The organism is Sulfitobacter sp. EE-36, assembly GCF_000152605.1.
GTDB lineage: Bacteria > Pseudomonadota > Alphaproteobacteria > Rhodobacterales > Rhodobacteraceae > Sulfitobacter > Sulfitobacter pontiacus.
Map to the genome: position 1 here is coordinate 1,087,230 of NZ_CH959310.1, position 17,410 is coordinate 1,104,639.

General features: G+C 60.1%; 16 protein-coding genes. 11 read left to right on the forward strand and 5 right to left on the reverse strand.

The genetic code is table 11. From position 1 onward, the window contains the following. The first annotated feature begins 122 nt into the window (after positions 1 to 122). Positions 123 to 1,343: a PLP-dependent aminotransferase family protein gene (locus tag EE36_RS07790; protein ID WP_005851049.1), complete on the forward strand. Its 1,221-nt coding sequence runs from the start codon at positions 123 to 125 to the stop codon at positions 1,341 to 1,343. Between the two features lie 60 nt (positions 1,344 to 1,403). On the opposite strand, the gene EE36_RS07795 is transcribed toward EE36_RS07790, so the two are convergent. After that, complete coding sequence (locus EE36_RS07795; protein WP_005851051.1) at positions 1,404 to 2,879, reverse strand: NAD-dependent succinate-semialdehyde dehydrogenase; 1,476 nt, start codon at positions 2,877 to 2,879, stop codon at positions 1,404 to 1,406. A 94-nt stretch (positions 2,880 to 2,973) separates the two neighbouring features. On the opposite strand from EE36_RS07795, the gene EE36_RS07800 reads away from it, so the two are divergent. The 5 genes from EE36_RS07800 to EE36_RS07820 all read left to right on the forward strand — a co-directional run bounded on the left by EE36_RS07800 (position 2,974) and on the right by EE36_RS07820 (position 7,352). After that, the gene (locus EE36_RS07800; RefSeq protein ID WP_005851053.1) at positions 2,974 to 3,765 is read left to right on the forward strand and encodes an alpha/beta hydrolase; all 792 of its coding nucleotides are present in this window, start codon (positions 2,974 to 2,976) and stop codon (positions 3,763 to 3,765) included. Between the two features lie 120 nt (positions 3,766 to 3,885). After that, positions 3,886 to 5,109: an aminopeptidase P family protein gene (locus EE36_RS07805; RefSeq protein ID WP_005851055.1), complete on the forward strand. Its 1,224-nt coding sequence runs from the start codon at positions 3,886 to 3,888 to the stop codon at positions 5,107 to 5,109. A 246-nt stretch (positions 5,110 to 5,355) separates the two neighbouring features. Further along, complete coding sequence (locus tag EE36_RS07810; RefSeq protein ID WP_254655564.1) at positions 5,356 to 6,411, forward strand: histidine kinase dimerization/phosphoacceptor domain -containing protein; 1,056 nt, start codon at positions 5,356 to 5,358, stop codon at positions 6,409 to 6,411. A gap of 35 nt (positions 6,412 to 6,446) precedes the next feature. Further along, positions 6,447 to 6,713, forward strand: a complete 267-nt coding sequence (locus EE36_RS07815; RefSeq protein WP_005851057.1) for a hypothetical protein — start codon at positions 6,447 to 6,449, stop codon at positions 6,711 to 6,713. A 12-nt stretch (positions 6,714 to 6,725) separates the two neighbouring features. Continuing rightward, on the forward strand, positions 6,726 to 7,352 hold the full coding sequence (locus EE36_RS07820) for a DUF1523 family protein (protein WP_005851059.1): 627 nt from the start codon (positions 6,726 to 6,728) through the stop codon (positions 7,350 to 7,352). 54 nt (positions 7,353 to 7,406) lie between these two features. Here EE36_RS07820 and EE36_RS07825 read toward each other — a convergent pair whose 3' ends face one another. Beyond that, on the reverse strand, positions 7,407 to 7,787 hold the full coding sequence (locus tag EE36_RS07825) for a histidine triad nucleotide-binding protein (protein WP_005851062.1): 381 nt from the start codon (positions 7,785 to 7,787) through the stop codon (positions 7,407 to 7,409). 9 nt (positions 7,788 to 7,796) lie between these two features. Then, entirely contained in the window at positions 7,797 to 9,374 is a 1,578-nt protein-coding gene (locus EE36_RS07830) for a DUF5928 domain-containing protein (protein ID WP_005851063.1), read from the reverse strand. Positions 9,375 to 9,532: 158 nt separating this feature from the next. On the opposite strand from EE36_RS07830, the gene EE36_RS07835 reads away from it, so the two are divergent. From EE36_RS07835 to EE36_RS07850, 4 genes are all read left to right on the forward strand, one after another. Next, positions 9,533 to 10,351 carry a sulfotransferase family protein gene (locus EE36_RS07835; RefSeq protein ID WP_037943017.1) on the forward strand — a complete coding sequence of 273 codons (819 nt, stop codon included), beginning with the start codon at positions 9,533 to 9,535 and terminating at the stop codon, positions 10,349 to 10,351. Between the two features lie 94 nt (positions 10,352 to 10,445). Then, the gene (gene smpB, locus EE36_RS07840; protein WP_009825868.1) at positions 10,446 to 10,934 is read left to right on the forward strand and encodes an SsrA-binding protein SmpB; all 489 of its coding nucleotides are present in this window, start codon (positions 10,446 to 10,448) and stop codon (positions 10,932 to 10,934) included. Between the two features lie 143 nt (positions 10,935 to 11,077). Next, positions 11,078 to 11,932 carry a 3-mercaptopyruvate sulfurtransferase gene (sseA, locus tag EE36_RS07845; protein ID WP_005851074.1) on the forward strand — a complete coding sequence of 285 codons (855 nt, stop codon included), beginning with the start codon at positions 11,078 to 11,080 and terminating at the stop codon, positions 11,930 to 11,932. Continuing rightward, complete coding sequence (locus EE36_RS07850) at positions 11,932 to 13,116, forward strand: amino acid aminotransferase (protein WP_005851076.1); 1,185 nt, start codon at positions 11,932 to 11,934, stop codon at positions 13,114 to 13,116. The genes sseA and EE36_RS07850 overlap by 1 nt, the downstream gene beginning before the upstream one ends. Before the next feature lie 162 nt (positions 13,117 to 13,278). Here EE36_RS07850 and EE36_RS07855 read toward each other — a convergent pair whose 3' ends face one another. Further along, positions 13,279 to 14,580 (reverse strand): ammonium transporter, encoded by a 1,302-nt coding sequence (locus tag EE36_RS07855; RefSeq protein ID WP_005851078.1) that lies wholly within the window; start codon positions 14,578 to 14,580, stop codon positions 13,279 to 13,281. A 25-nt stretch (positions 14,581 to 14,605) separates the two neighbouring features. Then, on the reverse strand, positions 14,606 to 14,944 hold the full coding sequence (locus EE36_RS07860; protein ID WP_005851080.1) for a P-II family nitrogen regulator: 339 nt from the start codon (positions 14,942 to 14,944) through the stop codon (positions 14,606 to 14,608). A 257-nt stretch (positions 14,945 to 15,201) separates the two neighbouring features. Here EE36_RS07860 and EE36_RS07865 point away from each other — a divergent pair, with 257 nt between their 5' ends. Then, positions 15,202 to 17,373, forward strand: a complete 2,172-nt coding sequence (locus EE36_RS07865) for a transglycosylase domain-containing protein (protein ID WP_180828601.1) — start codon at positions 15,202 to 15,204, stop codon at positions 17,371 to 17,373. The last annotated feature ends 37 nt before the right edge of the window (positions 17,374 to 17,410 follow it).

Below are 17,410 nucleotides of genomic sequence, written 5' to 3' on the forward strand. Positions count from 1 at the left end.
CAGACGAAGCCCGGTGCATTTGCGCCGGGCTTTTTTGTGCGCGTGGGGGCTAGGTCACAGTTGTTGACTTAAAATAGCGCAATGGGCACAGTGCCCCGATCCAGTCGGGGGAGGAACGCCGGATGTCACTGCAGGAAATATTTGCCACACGCGCCAATCGCATGAAGGCGTCGGAAATTCGCGAGCTGCTCAAGCTGTTGGACCAGCCGGATATCATCTCTTTCGCCGGTGGTATTCCTGACCCTGATCTGTTTCCAAAAGCGGCGTTTCAGGACGCTTTCGCCGAGGCGCTGAACGGGCCGATGGCGGCGCAGGGGTTGCAGTATTCCACCAGCGAGGGGCACAAACCGCTTCGTGTCTGGATTGCCGCGCAGATGCAGGCGATCGGTATTCCGGCGACGCCGGACAACATCCTGATCACCTCGGGCTCGCAGCAGGCGCTGGATTATCTGGGCAAGCTGTTCCTGTCGCCGGGGGATACCGCGCTGGTGGGCTGGCCGACCTACCTGGGGGCCTTGGGCGCCTTTAACGCCTACGAGCCGCGCTATGACAAGCTGGACCCGCTGAGCAATCGCAGTGGTGCGGATTATACCGCCGCCGCGAAAGAGGCAGGCGGCGCGGCCAAGTTCGCCTATCTTTCCGTTGATTTTGCCAATCCGACAGGGGCCACCGTCAGCCGCGCCGCGCGCGAGCGGGTGATTGATCTGGCCGAGGAAATGGACATCGCCGTGATCGAAGACGCGGCCTATCAGTCGCTGCGCTTTGACGGCGACGCGATCCCGCCGATCCTCGCGCTTGAAGCCGAACGCCGGAACGGTGATCTGGAAGCCTGTCGGACGATCTATTGCGGCAGCTTTTCGAAAACACTGTCGCCCGGGCTGCGTGTGGGCTGGGTCTGCGCCGCGATGCCGGTGATCTCGCAACTTGTGTTGATGAAACAGGCGGCGGATCTGCACAGTGCCACATTGAACCAGATTGCCGTGGCCTCGGTCGCGGAGCAGCATTTCGACAGCCACATCGACACGATCCGCAGCGCCTACCGTGCCCGTCGCGATGCTATGCTGGAAGCGCTGCAGGCGCATATGCCCGAAGGGGTGAGCTGGACCAAACCCGAAGGCGGCATGTTCATCTGGGTGACACTGCCCGACACGCTGGACGGGGCCGATCTGCTGAAACAATCGCTGGAAAGCGAACGGGTCGCCTTTGTACCGGGGCACGCGTTTTTCGCGGACGGGTCGGGGCGCAATACCTTGCGGCTCAGCTATTCCACCTCGACCGAAGGCAAGATCGCGGAAGGGATCGAACGCTTGGGCCAGCTGATCACCCGCGCGCTGAACGGCTGATACGAAAACGGGCGGCAGGATGATCCCGCCGCCCGTTTCAAATCCCGGATGATCCGCAGGTCAGACCGACATGCAGATGTATTTCATCTCAAGGTAATCCTCGATCCCGTGGTGGCTGCCTTCGCGGCCCAGACCGGACTGCTTGACGCCGCCAAACGGCGCGACCTCGGTCGAGATGATGCCGGTGTTCACACCCACGATGCCATATTCCAGCGCCTCTGCGACCTTATACACGCGGCTCAGGTCTTTGGCATAGAAATAGGACGCAAGACCAAAGATCGTGTCATTGGCCATTTCGATCACGTCGTCTTCGTTATCGAACTTGAACAGCGGGGCGAGCGGGCCGAAGGTTTCCTCTTTCGAGACTTTCATATCCTGCGTCACACCGGTGATGATGGTCGGCGCGAGGAAGTTGCCCTCCATCTTCTCTTCTTTGCTGCCCAGCAGGATTTCGGCACCTTTCGACACCGCGTCCTCGACATGTTCTTTCACCTTGTCGGAGGCATCTCCGTTGATCAGCGGCCCCAGCTCTACGCCGTCTTCAAAGCCGTCGCCGACCTTCATCTTTTCAACGCGGGCTTTCAGCTTTTCGGCGAAGGCGTCATAGACACCGGCCTGCACGTAGATGCGGTTCGCGCAAACACAGGTCTGGCCGTTGTTGCGGAACTTGCACAGGATCGCGCCTTCGACAGCGGCGTCCAGATCGGCGTCGTCAAAGACGATGAACGGCGCGTTGCCCCCCAGCTCCATCGAGCATTTCATGACCTGATCGGCAGCCTGTTTCAGCAGGATGCGGCCCACTTCGGTTGATCCGGTAAAGGTCAGTTTGCGCACTGCGGGGTTTTCGCAGAACTCCTTGCCCACGGCAGAGGAAGACGACGACGGCAGCACGTTGAACACGCCTGCGGGGATGCCCGCGCGTTCGGCCAGCACACCCATCACGATTGCCGACAGCGGTGTTTCCGCAGCGGGGCGCGCCACAAAGGCGCAGCCGGCGGCCAGCGCGGGCGCGGCCTTGCGGGTGATCATCGCGTTGGGGAAGTTCCAGGGCGTGATCGACGCGGCCACGCCGATGGGCTGCTTGATCACGGTGATCCGCTTGTCGCGCTGGTGGCCGGGGATGGTCTCACCGTAGACGCGTTTGGCCTCTTCGCCAAAGAATTCAATAAAGGACGCGCCATAGGCGATTTCGCCTTTGGCCTCGCCCAGAGGCTTGCCCTGTTCAGCGGTCAGGATGGCCCCCAGATCGTCTTGGTTTTCCATCATCAGGTCGAACCATTTGCGCATGACGCCGGCCCGTTCCTTGCCAGTCCAGCTGGCCCATTCCTTCTGTGCCTTTTCCGCCTGGGCGATGGCACCGGCCACCTGCGCACGGCTGAGGTTGGCGACCTTGGCAATCACATCGCCGCGGGCGGGGTTCACTACATCAAAGGTGCCATCGTCGCCATCCACCCATTCGCCACCGATATAGGCGCGGGTCTCTAGCAGACTTGGATCCTTGAGCATTGATTTCAGGTCAGTCTTTGCGTCAGTCATTTTGATCTCTCCGCTTTTGTCTGTGGTTACCCAAAGCAACAAACGCTATGATTGTCTAGTTCCAGTTCGTATCGGGACGCTGACGGAGGACCACATGCAGCTAGACGACGCCTATGCCAACGCCGCTTATATCGATAACGCAGAGGCATATCCGCCCCGCTGGAAAGACGCCGCAGCGGCATTCCGCAAGAAGCTGGGGTTTCGTGCGCAAAAGAATATCTCTTACGGGCCGACCGACCGCGAAATCTATGATCTGTTTGAACCCGAAGGCGTGTCGCGGGGCACGGTGATCTTTGTCCATGGTGGCTATTGGAAAGCGTTTGCTCCTGCCGATTGGTCCCATCTGGCGGCGGGCCCCCTGGCGCGCGGCTATGCGGTTGCGATGGTCGGCTATGACCTGTGCCCCGATGTGCGGATCAGCCAGATCACCGGACAGGTCGCCCGCGCCATTTCCGAGATCGCCAAACGCACCCAAGGTGCGCTGGCGCTTGTCGGGCATTCCGCAGGTGGGCAGCAGGTTGCCCGCATGACCGACCCGCTGATCCTGTCCGGCGATGTCCGCGACCGGATCGAGAATATCGTGTCCATCTCGCCCGTGGCAGACCTGATGCCGCTGTTGCAGACCTCTATGAACGACATCCTTCGGTTGGACGAAGCCGAAGCGACGGCAGAAAGCCCCGTGAACATGACGCCGCCCCATGGGGTGAACGTCACGATCTGGGTCGGGGCCGATGAGCGCCCCGCCTTTCTGGAGCAGGCCGAACAATTCTCGCGCGTGTGGGGGGCCAAGCAGTTCGTCGTCGAGGGGCGGCACCACTTTGACATTATCGACCTGCTGGAAGACCCCGACAGCGATATGGTGAAAGCGCTGCTTGGCATAAAGTGAGCCTTGATCGGGCCGCGCAAATCGGCGAGACAGGGGGTGGGTTGGGACGATGGCGTCGTCCTGCGTTTCACGGCCCTTGCGTCCTGCACGCCGGGACCTTTCTGAGAAGGAGGGTCTGATATGACCAATACATCCAAAACCGCCCGTCCCGATATGTACCGTTTCCATAACGGCACGAAGTCTCCGCTGCCGTTTGACACCGCTGAATACGAAGCGCGTCTGGAAGAGCTGCGCGAACGGATGGATGCGGCCGGAGCGACGGCGGCGGTCTTCACGTCGATGCACAATATCGCCTATTATTCGGGCTTTCTGTATTGCGCCTTTGGTCGCCCCTATGGGCTGGTGGTGACCGATACAGAGTGTGTGACGATTTCCGCAGGCATCGACGCCGGTCAGCCGTGGCGCCGCAGCTTTTGCGACAACATTACCTATACTGACTGGCAGCGCGACAATTACTGGCGCGCCGTCGCCTCGGTTACGGGCAAGGGCGCGGTGATCGGCTATGAGGGGGATCACCTGACGCTAATGCAGCGCGACAAGCTGGAAGATTTCCTTGAGCCGGTGGTGATGATCGACCTTTTCGAGACGACCATGCGCCAGCGGATGCATAAGTCTCCGGCAGAGATTGCGTTGATCCGTCAGGCCGCTCAGGTTGCTGATGTGGGCGGCTATGCGATCCGCGATGCGGTCAAGATCGGCGCGCGCGAGATCGACATCGCAATGGCAGGCCGCGATGCGATGGAGCTTGAGATTGCCAAGCGGTTCCCCGACGCCGAATACCGTGACACCTGGGTGTGGTTCCAATCAGGCATCAACACCGATGGTGCGCATAATCCGGTCACTGCCCGGCAGCTGGAGCGCGGCGATATCCTGTCGCTGAACACCTTCCCGATGATCTCGGCCTATTACGTGGCGCTGGAACGCACTATGTTTGCCGGAGAGGTGGACCCCGCAAGCCTGAAAATCTGGGAGGCCAATGTCGCTGCCCATGAATACGGGATGAGCCTGCTGAAGCCCGGTGTCAGCTGCGCCGATGTCACCCACAAGATCAACGCCTTCCTCGAAGAGCGTGACCTGCTGCAATACCGCACCTTTGGCTATGGTCATTCGTTCGGCGTGCTGTCGCATTTCTATGGCCGCGAAGCAGGGCTGGAGCTGCGCGAGGACATCGACACGGTGCTTGAACCCGGCATGGTCATCTCGATGGAGCCGATGCTGACCCTTCCCGAAGGTCAACCCGGCGCGGGCGGCTACCGCGAACATGATATTCTGGTGATCACAGAAGACGGTAACGACAATATCACCGGCTATCCTTATGGCCCTGATTTCAACGTCGTAGGCTGATTGCGCTGCCCCCTTTACGGGGGGCAAACGCCCTTTTGGCGGTTGGGGGTGACCGCGAGTACAAACAGGGAATATGGCTTGACGTACCCTGTGACGTCGATATCTTGACGCATCGCTGTCGCGGGATGGGGGTGTCAGGCCATATCCGTGCCTAACGCCTGCATCCTTAGTCTTAGTTAAAAGTGCTTTCCGCACGCTGTTTCGTGAGTGTTCCCGATGAAAGCATCTTTGATAGAACAAGAAGAAATGCGCCTCGCGTTGCTGCGGGGATATAATATTCTGGATACCGCCCCCGAAGAAGGGTTCGATGACATCACGCGCCTCGCGGCAGAGATTTGCGAGGTGCCGATCGCGCTGATCTCTTTGGTGGATGAAGACCGCCAATGGTTCAAATCCAAGGTCGGGCTTGAAATTGACGGCAGCGACATCACCGACAGTATTTGCGCCCATGCCATCGCGGGCGATGACTACCTGGAGGTGACCGACACCACCGCCGATCCGCGCACCGCTGACAATAATTTCGTCACTGGCGAGGATTCGATCCGGTTCTATGCCGGTGCCTTGCTGGAGGATGACAAGAATCTGCCGCTCGGGACGCTCTGCGTGCTGGATAAGAAACCGCATCAGCTGAATGATTTTCAGCGCCGTGCGCTCAAGGTGCTGGCGGGGCAGGCGATGCGGCAGATCGAGCTGCGCAAGGCACTGGCCGATGCCGAGGTGCTGCGCAAAGAGGTCGACCACCGCGTGAAAAACTCGCTCCAGTCCCTGGAGGCATTGATCCGCATCCAGATCCGCAGCGAAAAATCCCCCGAAGCCCGCGCCGCGCTGGACACCATTCAGGGCCGCCTGTCGACCATCAGCAGCCTGCATGAAGCGTTGTACCTGACTGAAACCGGCGCCGCGGTGGATATCGCAGCCTTCCTGAAGAAGGTCGCTCATTCCACCAGTGAACAATTGCCCGACGGGGTGCAGGTGAACATAGAGGTCGATCAGGCGCATCTGTCGTCCCGCTCTGCGTCATCCGTGGGGATGATCGTGAACGAGGCGATGACCAACGCTGCGAAATACGCCTATGAGGGCCGCAAACGCGGGACACTCGACCTGCGCGGCGAACGCAAGGGCGGCTTCTACCACCTCAGCTGCATTGACGACGGCCCCGGTATTCCCAAAGATCGGACCACGGGCACGGGGCTCGGCATGCGCATCCTGCTTGCCGCCGCCCAGCAATTGGGCGGAGAGCTGGAAACCCCAGAGCGTGAAAGCGGCGGCGAGATCAAGATCGTCTGGCCCGTCACCGACTGACACCCGGCCCGGGACACAAGAGAGGCGCAGGGATTATGCTGGCTTTGTTAAGGTTGATCGTCATCGGGTTCGTCGTTCTAACGATCATCTATATCGCCCTGTCGATCTATTCGCGTCGGGTACGGCGCGGCAAGCTCTATCAGAAGTGGGCGGATGGGCCGCGTCTTGTGGATCGCGACATTTTCGTGCAACGAGGGCTCAAACGATATGACGGGTCGATCCGTCGCAAGCTGATCCTTGGGGTCTATATTGTCCCGGTGGGGCTGGTTATCCTGACCGTCTACCTCACCAACTTTAACTAAGGGGTAACGCCGATGGCGATCATCAAATGGACCTTCTGGGGTGTGATCTGGCTGATCATTGCCGCGTTCTTTCACTATACGCTGCCTCAGGTCGATATCGTGCGGATCACCGATACCTATGAAAAGCGCATCGACTTTGGCGAGAACTCGATCTTCTGGTCGCATGCGGATGTGGGCAACAGCACCGCCTTGGGTAACCGCGATGTTTTCTTCATCCAGACGCGTCGGGCCAAGGGCGACGTCATGGTTTACCGCAACGAGGATACCGGCTGGGGCTGGCCGCCGTATTTCAAGTTCGACACGACCAACCTGCAGGCCGAGGCATCTGATCTGAAGTCCGCGGCCGGTACGCCGCAGTATGTCGCGGTCAAGCATTACGGCTGGCGCAACGAGTTCCTGTCGATCTTCCCCAACGCGGTGTCCGTGCGCGTGGTGGACGGGCCGGATGCGAGCAAGGGCATCCCGTTCCTGAATATCATTATCCTGATCCTGTTTGCGGCCGTGGTCTATGCGATCTGGGTCCGCTGGCGTCGGTTCAAACGCGCGCGCATCGATCCGACGTTAGAGCGGCTGGAAGATGACATCGCCGAAAAGCAGGGCCGTTTCGCGCGCTGGCGGGCGGGTCGTAAAAACAAATAAGCGCGGCGCAAGATCACGCCGCGCCTTTTGCGCACTGATTGATGTCGTGACGGGTTAGCTGGGGCGCGCCACCATGCGCCCCATGGGCCGACCGCCCAGAATATGCACATGCAGATGCGGGACTTCCTGAACCCCATGCGCGCCGGCATTGGCGATCATACGAAACCCTTCGCCCGCGTCCAATGTAACCCCTTCGGCTTTGCAGACTTCCGAGATGGCGCGTACATAGCCGACGATTTCGGCATCACTTGCCTCTGCCGCGAAGTGGTCAAAGCTGATGTAGGGGCCCTTGGGGATCACCAGCACATGCGTCGGCGCTTGGGGTTCGATATCGCGAAAGGCAAGCGCGTGGTCGGATTCATATACCGTGTTGTTCGGGATTTCGCCGCGCAGGATTTTGGCAAAGATGTTCTGGTCGTCGTAGCTGTAAGCCATGGAATGTCCTTAATCGGTGAAAAGATAATGTGTGTCGGCAATGGGCTGCGCCTGTTCCGGAGAAATGCGCAGGAAAGCGGCCAGCGCCTCGGCATTGTCCTGCGCCGAGGCTGTTTCGCGCATCCGGGCGTAGTTTTCAAACTGCGCGTCGCGGATGCGGTCGGATTCAAGGGTCAGGTCGTTCCGGATGGTGGGCAGCAACCGTTCCAGCGTGTCAGCCGAGGTGCGTTCGCCCGCCAGCCCCACGCGCATGGCGTGGCCGATCAGGTAGTCATCCGAGAACTGGCATTCGATCTCGAGGACCCGTGTCATCGACCGGTCAGAGGCAAAGTCGTTCAGCAGGTCGATATCGCCGGGGTCCATGCAGACGATCAGCCGGTCGGCTTCGTAATAGTCGAACAGCATCCGCATCAGGGACCGCCGGTGGCGGGTGCGCTTGCCCAGACTGTTCTGGATGCCGCCAAGATCGGGCAAGGGGGTTTCCTGTTCGCTGAAAAGATATTCGATCGCGGGCAGGTTGGTGACCTGACGCATCTGCTCTAGCACGCGTTTGGCGACATGCCACTTTTTGCACACGACAATCAGCAGCTCGCGCTCGCGCCCCAGCGTGCTCTCCGTCTCCCAGAAACGGGTAGAGAACCGCCGCCCGATCCGGCCCCGACCGGTCAGGAATTTGAACAGGTTACGCCCTTCGTTGCTGATCTGCAATTCGACATCCTTCGCCGAATAGAGCAACCCCAACCGGCGCTTGAGGTCCGTCGCCTCGCTGCTGATCTTGCGTGCGAACAGATAGTCTTGGGCCAGCAGCAGATCGTAGTGGTCGTTATAGAAGGTCACCGGCATGCCGTAGTCGGTAAACATCAGGAACGTCAGCGTGCGCGCACGAATTTCATTGTCGGGCACGATATGGCGCACAATGGTCTGAAAAAACGTCTCGTCCGGAATCCAGGTGGTCCTGAAAAACCGCATCACGTCTTTGCGTTTGCGGGTGAAGGCCATCACCGCCTCTATGGTCTGGCGGCGCAGGCACCACCACTGGCTGCCGATCTGGATTTGCAGGTCCGCAGGAATGTCGCGCGTCAGACCAAGGCGTTTCTGCAGCTCGAACATGCCGTAGAACCGCTTTTTCTGGGTGCGCTCGTTGAACCAGTGACGGTAGATCAGCCGCTCTTCCTTCCAGCCGGTCTTGATCCAGTCGCTTTCGAAGTAGTCAAAGCTTTCGATGAAATCGACGTCGTTATCATCAAGGTAGTCGTGGATGTATTCGGCGGATTTGATTGCCATGCAATCGCCCGACAGCATGTAGAAGTGTGTGGCACGCGGAAAGGCATCAATCGCGCTTTCGACGGCGTTCAGCGTCGCCTGTACCAGCGACCATTCTCCCCAGCCGCAGCGGATGCGCTTGCTTGCGAAGGTCACATTGGGGTTCTTGCCAAGCGCTTGGGTGATCTGTGCGAAATCGGTCGGGCTGGCCGAGGCGTCAAAGTGGATCGACATGTAATCGCCAGACGCCGTCAATCTCTCCGCCTGCTTGATGATTGCAACGGGGTCTTTGTGACACAAAAGGATATAGGCAATTCTGGCCATCGCGAAACACGCATCCCCTCTGCTCTGGACGAGTTTGTTAGATAAAGGCGAACAGCGATTGAATAAACCGCGAATATTTGCTTTTTCTATATTTCAGGCCATTCTGTCGCCATAAATGGCAGCATAAGTGCGAAAAAATTTAGGAGGCAGAGCCGATTATGGGTTTCCCAGGGACATGGATGACAGAAAGCGAAAGCGTGGTCTACCGCGTGGTGCCCAAATGCGCCTGTTCGACCATCGGGCAGATCATGTTCTATTCGGACCATGGAGAATTCTTTGACGGCGACATCCATGACGCGAAATCGGGCATGCACAAATGGGCGCATGACGACTCTCAGCCGTTGATCACGCGAAATGTGGAAAACCACAAATCCTACGCCTTCACCTGCGTGCGCAATCCATATACCCGCATCCTCAGCTCTTTCTTCGACAAGATCTGCGGCATCCAGCGCAATGGCCGGCGGTATCGCGGCAATCTGGTGCCGCTGCTCGTGCAGAAATACGGGATCGAGGTCGGCGGCGATGACGGCAAGCAAGAGTTTGACCAGATCGCCAGCTTCCGCCGTTTCCTGCTGTTTGCCCGCGACACCATCCGCTGGCGTCGCCCGATGGACCCGGACATCCACTGGTCCGCGCAGTCGGGGCATGTCAGCACGTTCATCGTGAACGGCGGCACCTATGACAAGATCATCTGGACAGAGAAGTTCAACGACGGCATGCAAAGCGTGCTGGATGCCATCGACACGCCCCATGCGGTGAACCTGTCCGACATTCCGCGGTTTAACGAATCCGAAGGCCACGGCCCCAAGCGCGCCCACCCGGTAGAGGATTACTTCGACGATCTGTCGATGCATCTGATGCGCGAGATCTTCAAAAAGGATTTCGAGCTGTTCAAATACGATTTCGACAATCCGGCAAACAAGATGCCCACGGGCGAGATCGACCTTGCCGAGGTGCACGCCAAGCTGGGCGACTAAGCAGGCAGGGCCGGCGCGCCCCGCCTGACGGTCCATGCGGTTATGCCCGCTGCGGCATCTTGCGCGCAGGGCCGCAACGCCCTACATCCTTGGCATGTCACAGGTTAAATCATCTTCCAAATCCGACCCGAACTACAAGGTCATCGCCGAAAACCGCCGCGCGCGGTTCGATTACGCGATCGACGATGATGTCGAATGCGGCATCATCCTTGAAGGCTCCGAGGTCAAATCCCTGCGCAACGGCGGTGCCAATATCGCCGAAAGCTATGCCGCCGTGGAAGATGGCGAACTGTGGTTGGTGAACTCCTACGTCGCGCCTTACACGCAGGCCAAGACCTTCACCCACGAGGAACGCCGTCGCCGCAAGCTCTTGGTGTCCAAGAAGGAGCTGTCGAACCTGTGGAATGAAACCCAACGCAAAGGCATGACGCTGGTCCCGATGGTGATGTATTTCAATCACCGTGGCATGGCTAAGATCAAGATCGGCATCGCCAAGGGTAAAAAGCTGCACGATAAACGGGAAACCGCCGCCAAGCGCGACTGGTCCCGCCAAAAGCAGCGTCTGCTGAAAGACCACGGCTGACGCCCTGTCCCGCTCTCGGGGCCTGAACGGAACACAATATGCCCATTTCCGGCCTGTGCTGCATGCGCACAGTCGCGGGCTCTTGCTTGCGGGGGCCGTCGCGGGTAGGCATTGAAAAACCTGTTCTAAAAGGGGGTGGACCCATGGCTGACAACCCGAAAACGCTTGTTTCAACCGATTGGCTGGCGCAGCACCTCAAGGATCCCGACCTGCGTCTGCTGGACGCGTCATGGTATTTGCCCGATGCGGGACGCGACCCCAAAGCTGAATACAATCAGGCGCATATCCCCGGTGCCCGCTTTTTCGACATCGACGAAATCTCGGATGGGCGGTCGGATATGCCGCATATGGCCCCACCTGCTGAAAAGTTCATGTCGCGGATGCGCGCTATGGGGGTGGGCGACGGGCATCAGGTGGTGGTCTATGACGGGGCCGGCTTGCTGTCGGCTGCGCGTGTGTGGTGGCTGTTCCGTCTGATGGGGCAGGAAAATGTCGCCGTGCTGGATGGGGGCCTGCCCAAATGGGTCGCCGAAGGTCGCCCCACCGAAGACATGCCCCCGATCCCCCGCGACCGCCACATGACCGTGCGGTTCCAGAACCAACTGGTGCGCGATGTGACGCAGGTCGCTCAGGCGTCCAAGCTCAAGGCACCGCAGATCGTTGATGCCCGCGCAGCGGCCCGCTTTCGCGGCGACGCGCCCGAACCCCGCGAAGGCCTGCGCGCTGGCCACATCCCCGGGTCGCGCAACCTGCCTTTCACAGAGCTGTTGAACGACGACAAAACACTGAAATCCGTAGCCGAGACCAAAGCGGCTTTTGAAGCGGCGGGCATTGACCTGTCGCACCCTGTGATCACGACCTGCGGGTCCGGCATCACCGCGGCGATACTCGCGCTGGCACTGGAACGGATGGGCCATACCGATTGGTCCCTTTACGATGGATCTTGGGCAGAATGGGGGATGTTCCCCACCGTGCCCGTTGCGACCGGAGACGCATAATGTTCGAAACCCTACAGGCGCAGCCCGCCGATAAAATCCTTGCCTTGATGCAGATGTACAAGGATGACCCCCGCGAGACCAAGATCGACCTTGGCGTGGGCGTGTACAAGGATGCCACGGGGCTGACGCCCGTCATGCGCGCGGTCAAGGCGGCTGAACACCAACTGTGGGAAGCCCAGACCAGCAAGGCCTATACTGGTTTGGCGGGCGACCCTGCCTTTGGCGATGCGATGGTGCAGATGGTGCTTGGCGATGCGGTCCCCCGCGCACAGGTCGCCGCCGCCGCGACTCCGGGCGGGACCGGCGCGATCCGTCAGGCGTTCGAGCTGATCCAGATGGCCCGTCCTCAGGCGCGGGTGTTTGTGTCGAACCCGACATGGCCGAACCATCTGTCGATCCTGAAATATCTGGGGATGGAGGTGGCCCCCTACCGCTATTTCGACGATGAAACCCGTGGCGTTGATTTCGATGGCATGATCGCCGACCTCAAGACCGCGCAAAAAGGCGATGTGGTCCTGCTGCACGGCTGCTGCCACAACCCGACAGGGGCCAACCTGAACGCCGCCGAATGGGACGCGGTGATCAAAGTGTTGCAAGACACCGGCGCCACCCCGATGATCGATATCGCCTACCAGGGCTTTGGCGACGGGCTTGACGCGGATGCGGCGGCCACGCGCAAGGTCGCGGCGGCGGTGCCGGAATGTCTGATCGCGGCAAGCTGCTCCAAGAACTTCGGGATTTACCGCGAACGCACTGGCATCCTGATGGCGCTGTCGGCAGACACCTCGGCGCAAAAGCTGAACCAGGGCACGCTGGCCTTTCTCAACCGCCAGAACTTCAGCTTCCCGCCCGATCACGGGGCGCGCATCGTCACCACCATCCTGAACGACGACGCCTTGCGCAGCGACTGGATGGCCGAGCTCGAAGACATCCGCAACACCATGCTGGGTCTGCGCAGCCAGCTCGCGGGCGAACTTCAGCGTCTCTCCGGCTCTGACCGTTTTGGATTCCTTGCCGAACACCGCGGCATGTTCTCGCGCCTCGGAACCTCGTCTGACATGGTCGACAAGCTGCGCGAAGACCACGGTATTTATATGGTGGGTGACAGCCGCATGAACATCGCGGGGCTGAACGCCGAAACCGTGCCGATCCTCGCCAAGGCGATCATTGAGGTCGGCATCTAACCCGCCACTTCACCCTTTCAAAAATACTCAAACCGCCGCGCTGGCATCTGGCGCGGCGGTTTTGTTTGGGCGCACTGCCAGCCCTGCCCAGCATAACACGCGCGCAGCAAAAAGCCCGGGCGCGAACGCCCGGGCCTCTGCCTGCCTGCAGGAGTTTAGACCTTAGCTCTTGGAGAACTCAGGGTAGGCTTCCATGCCCAGTTCGGACACGTCCAGACCAGCGATCTCGGCTTCTTCGCTGACGCGGATGCCGGTGGTGGCTTTCAGGATCATCCAGACAATCAGCGACACGATGAAGACAAAGGCACCGATAGAGGCAAAGCCGATGATCTGTGTCACAAAGGATGTGCCGTCGGTGTAGACGGGAACAACCAGCGTGCCCCAGAAGCCTGCGATCAGGTGAACCGGGATCGCACCGACCACGTCATCGATCTTGAGCTTGTCGAGGAAGGGCACCGCGAAGACCACGATCGCACCGCCCACAGCACCGATCCAAAGCGCACCGAAGAGCGTCGGGTCAAGCGGGCCAGCTGTGATAGAGACCAGACCGGCCAGCGCGCCGTTCAGCACCATTGTCAGGTCAGGCTTTTTGTACAGCATCTGGGTCAGGACCAGCGCGGCGATGGCACCGGCAGCAGCAGCCATGTTGGTGTTGGCAAAGATCTGCGCAACAGCATCAGCGTCGATCATCGACCCCATGGCCAATTGCGAGCCGCCGTTGAAGCCGAACCAACCCAGCCACAGGATGAACGTGCCCAAAGTGGCGAGCGGCAGGTTCGAACCCTGCATCGGGATCACACGACCGTCTTTGTATTTGCCGATACGGGGGCCAAGCACCAGCGCACCTGCCAGAGCCGCAAAGCCGCCCGCGGCGTGGACCAGAGTGGAGCCCGCAAAGTCGCTGAAGCCCGCGTCAGACAACCAGCCTGCGCCCCACTGCCAGCTTGCTTCGATCGGATAGATAAAGCCGGTCAGCACGATGGTAAAGATCAGGAAGGGCCACAGTTTGATACGCTCGGCCAATGTGCCCGAAACGATGGATGCGGTGGTCGCGCAGAACATCAGCTGGAAGAAGAAATCCGACGCGTTGGAATAGCCGCCCGCGTCAATCGCCGTCTTGATGTCCTTGGTTGCAAACGTGCCGAACACGCCGGGGATGATCCACGCGTCGCCGGGGTACATGATGTTATAGCCAACCAGCCAGTAGAGAATGGCGGCCAGTGCGAACAGCGCGATGTTCTTGGTCAGCTGGGTGGTCACGTTCTTGGACCGTACCAGACCGGCTTCGAGCATGGCAAAACCCGCCGCCATCCAGAACACCAGAAAGCCGCCGATCAGGAACAGGATCGTGTTGAAAATGAAAGCAGTGTCAGCCGCGGTTGCATACTCGGCCTCCTGCGCGAAACCCAAGGACGGCAGCAGCGTCGCTGCGGCGGCAAGGGGAATAAGAAGTCGTGATGTCATGTCGTCAATTCCTCGGACGTGGGGGTCAGATGGCGTCTTCGCCGGTTTCGCCGGTGCGCACGCGCACGGCTTGTTCAACGTCGAGGACAAAGATTTTGCCGTCGCCGATCTTGCCGGTATGTGCGGTGCGGGTGATCGTCTCGACCATCTGGTCGGCCAGCGCATCTGCGACCACCAGTTCAAGCTTCACCTTGGGTACGAAGTTCACGACATATTCAGCGCCGCGGTAGATTTCGGTATGGCCGGATTGGGCACCGAAGCCCTTGATCTCGGTCACCATCAGGCCACGCACGCCCGCTTCGGTCAGTGCTTCGCGCACCTCCTCGAGCTTGAATGGCTTGATTGTTGCGATAATGAGTTTCACCTATAATCCCTCTTCCAGATGGCAGGTACTTCCTGCGTTATGCCTTGGATAAAAGAGCGGCCGGCGCCCCTTGAAGGAAGGGTGCATCGCGCTTAGTCCCTCTCTGGGCGGGCGTGTTTGCCTGATTATTGGGCGCTGTGGGAAATGTGCCCAATTATTGGGCGTTAATTAGACGGCGCAGCGGGGCGTCTGCGCTAAACAAACCGCGCTGTGCAGGATAGAGTGCGAAAAAAAAAGAATGGTTCAGCGAGCAGAATATGAGTGATTCATCCAAACGGAAGCGGCCCTTGGTTGCCGATAAACGCACCGCGGGCAAAGGCGGCAAACCGCCCCGCAAGCCGGTCGCGAAAAAGGCTCCGGCCAAACGCAAGCCTGCACGTCGTGCGCCTGCGCGCCCCAAGGGGCCTATTGGCTGGCTGGCCGCGCTGGTGCGGTGGGTCTTCCGTTTGATTTGGACGATCGTCTGGCGGGTGACTGCCGTGGCGGTGCTGATGGTTGCCTTGGCCGTCGGCTATTTCTACACCACGTTGCCGCCGCTCGAGGCGCTGCTGGACGGGCGTGCGCGAGGGTCTGTCACGCTCAAGGATCGCTATGGTGATGTCTTTGCATGGCGCGGGGATCAGTTCGGCGGCGTCGTCACCGCAGACAGCGTATCCCCCGCGCTTAAGAACGCGGTGATCGCGACAGAGGACAAACGCTTCTATCGTCACTTTGGTGTCAGCCCGCGCGGCATCGCTTCAGCGGTCAAGATCAACCTGAGCGAAGGCCGCGGACCCTTGTCCGGTCACGGGGGGTCGACGATCACGCAGCAGGTGGCCAAACTGCTGTGTCTGGGTGAACCCTATGATGCGTCGTCGGGGCAGACGGAAAAGGAATACGAAGCCGAATGTCGCCGGTCCTCGCTGTCGCGCAAGGGCAAGGAAGCCCTGTTCTCCATGGCGATGGAAGCGAAGTATTCCAAGGATGATATCCTGTCGATCTACCTCAACCGCGCCTATATGGGCGGCGGTGCCTTTGGGGCCGAAGCTGCGGCGCAGCGTTTCTTTGGCAAACCGGCCGCCGCGTTGAAGCCTGCCGAGGGCGCGATGCTGGCGGGTCTGTTGACCGCACCGACCACGCTGTCACCGACCAATAATCTTGATCGGTCGCAAAGCCGTGCGGCAACCGTGATCCGCCTGATGGAGGATCAGGGCTATCTGTCAAAGGCCGAAGCGGATAACGCCATTGCCAACCCCGCAGAGCTGTCAGAAGCCGCAGAGGCCGAGGCGGGTGGCTATTTCGCGGATTGGGTGATGTCGTCGGGGCCGGAGTTCTTTACCCGCAACACGACCGAGGATGTGGTGATCAAGACCACCCTTGACCAAAAGATCCAGCGCGCCGCCGAGGAAGGTCTGAGCTGGGTGTTCGAAAACAAGGTTCGCGAAGGCTCCAAAGCGCAGGCGGCTGTGGTGATCATGTCTGCTGACGGGGCCGTGCGTGGCATGGTCGGTGGGCGCAAGACCAAGGTCGCGGGGGCCTTTAACCGCGCGACACAAGCGATGCGCCAGACCGGCTCTGCCTTCAAACCGTTTATCTATGCAGCGGCGCTGGATCTGGGGTATTCGCCCAACGATCTGATCGAAGACGCGCCCTATTGTCTGAACGTGCCCGGGTCGGGCCAATGGTGCCCGAAGAACTATACCAACAGCTTCAAGGGCAACGTGACGCTCACCACCGCGCTTAAGGATTCGCTGAACATTCCGGCGGTCAAAGTCTCGGAGAGTGTCGGGCGCGATGTGGTCAGCCAGGTGGCGGAGCAGTTCGGCATCAAAAGCGATCTGGCCGTCGGTCCGGCGCTGGCGCTTGGGGCGTCCGAAAGCACGTTGCTTGAAATGACAGGTGCCTATGCCGGCATCCTGAACGGCGGGTCATCCGTTAAACCCTATGGGCTGATTGATCTGACGTTGCAGGGCGACACTGATCCGGTGATGGGCACGGGCGGCGGTATCGGCGAGCGGGTCATTCAGGAAGATGCCGCGCTGCAACTGGTCTATATGATGGAAAAGGTCGTGTCCGAAGGCACCGGGCAGCGGGCGCAATTTGGTGGCCGTGAACTGGCCGGTAAAACGGGCACGACACAGGCCAACCGCGACGCGTGGTTCATCGGTTTCTCCGCCGACTACGTGGCCGGTGTCTGGATGGGCTATGACGACAACACGCCGTTGACCGGTGTATCGGGGGGCGGGTTGCCCACCGAGATCTGGCAGCAGGTCATGATGCGCGTTCACGAAGGGCTGCCGAATACGCCGCTGCCGATGATCGTGCCGGAACCGCCAGTGGTGCAAGCCCCGCCGCAGCCTCAGCAACCGGCGCAGCCGCAGCGGGTGCCGCGTCAGGACAACCCACTGGGCGTCATCGACAGGGTGCTGCGCGATATCTTTGGCGGGTAAAGACCCTGCCTCTGCCGCAGCACAGCGCTATCGAAAC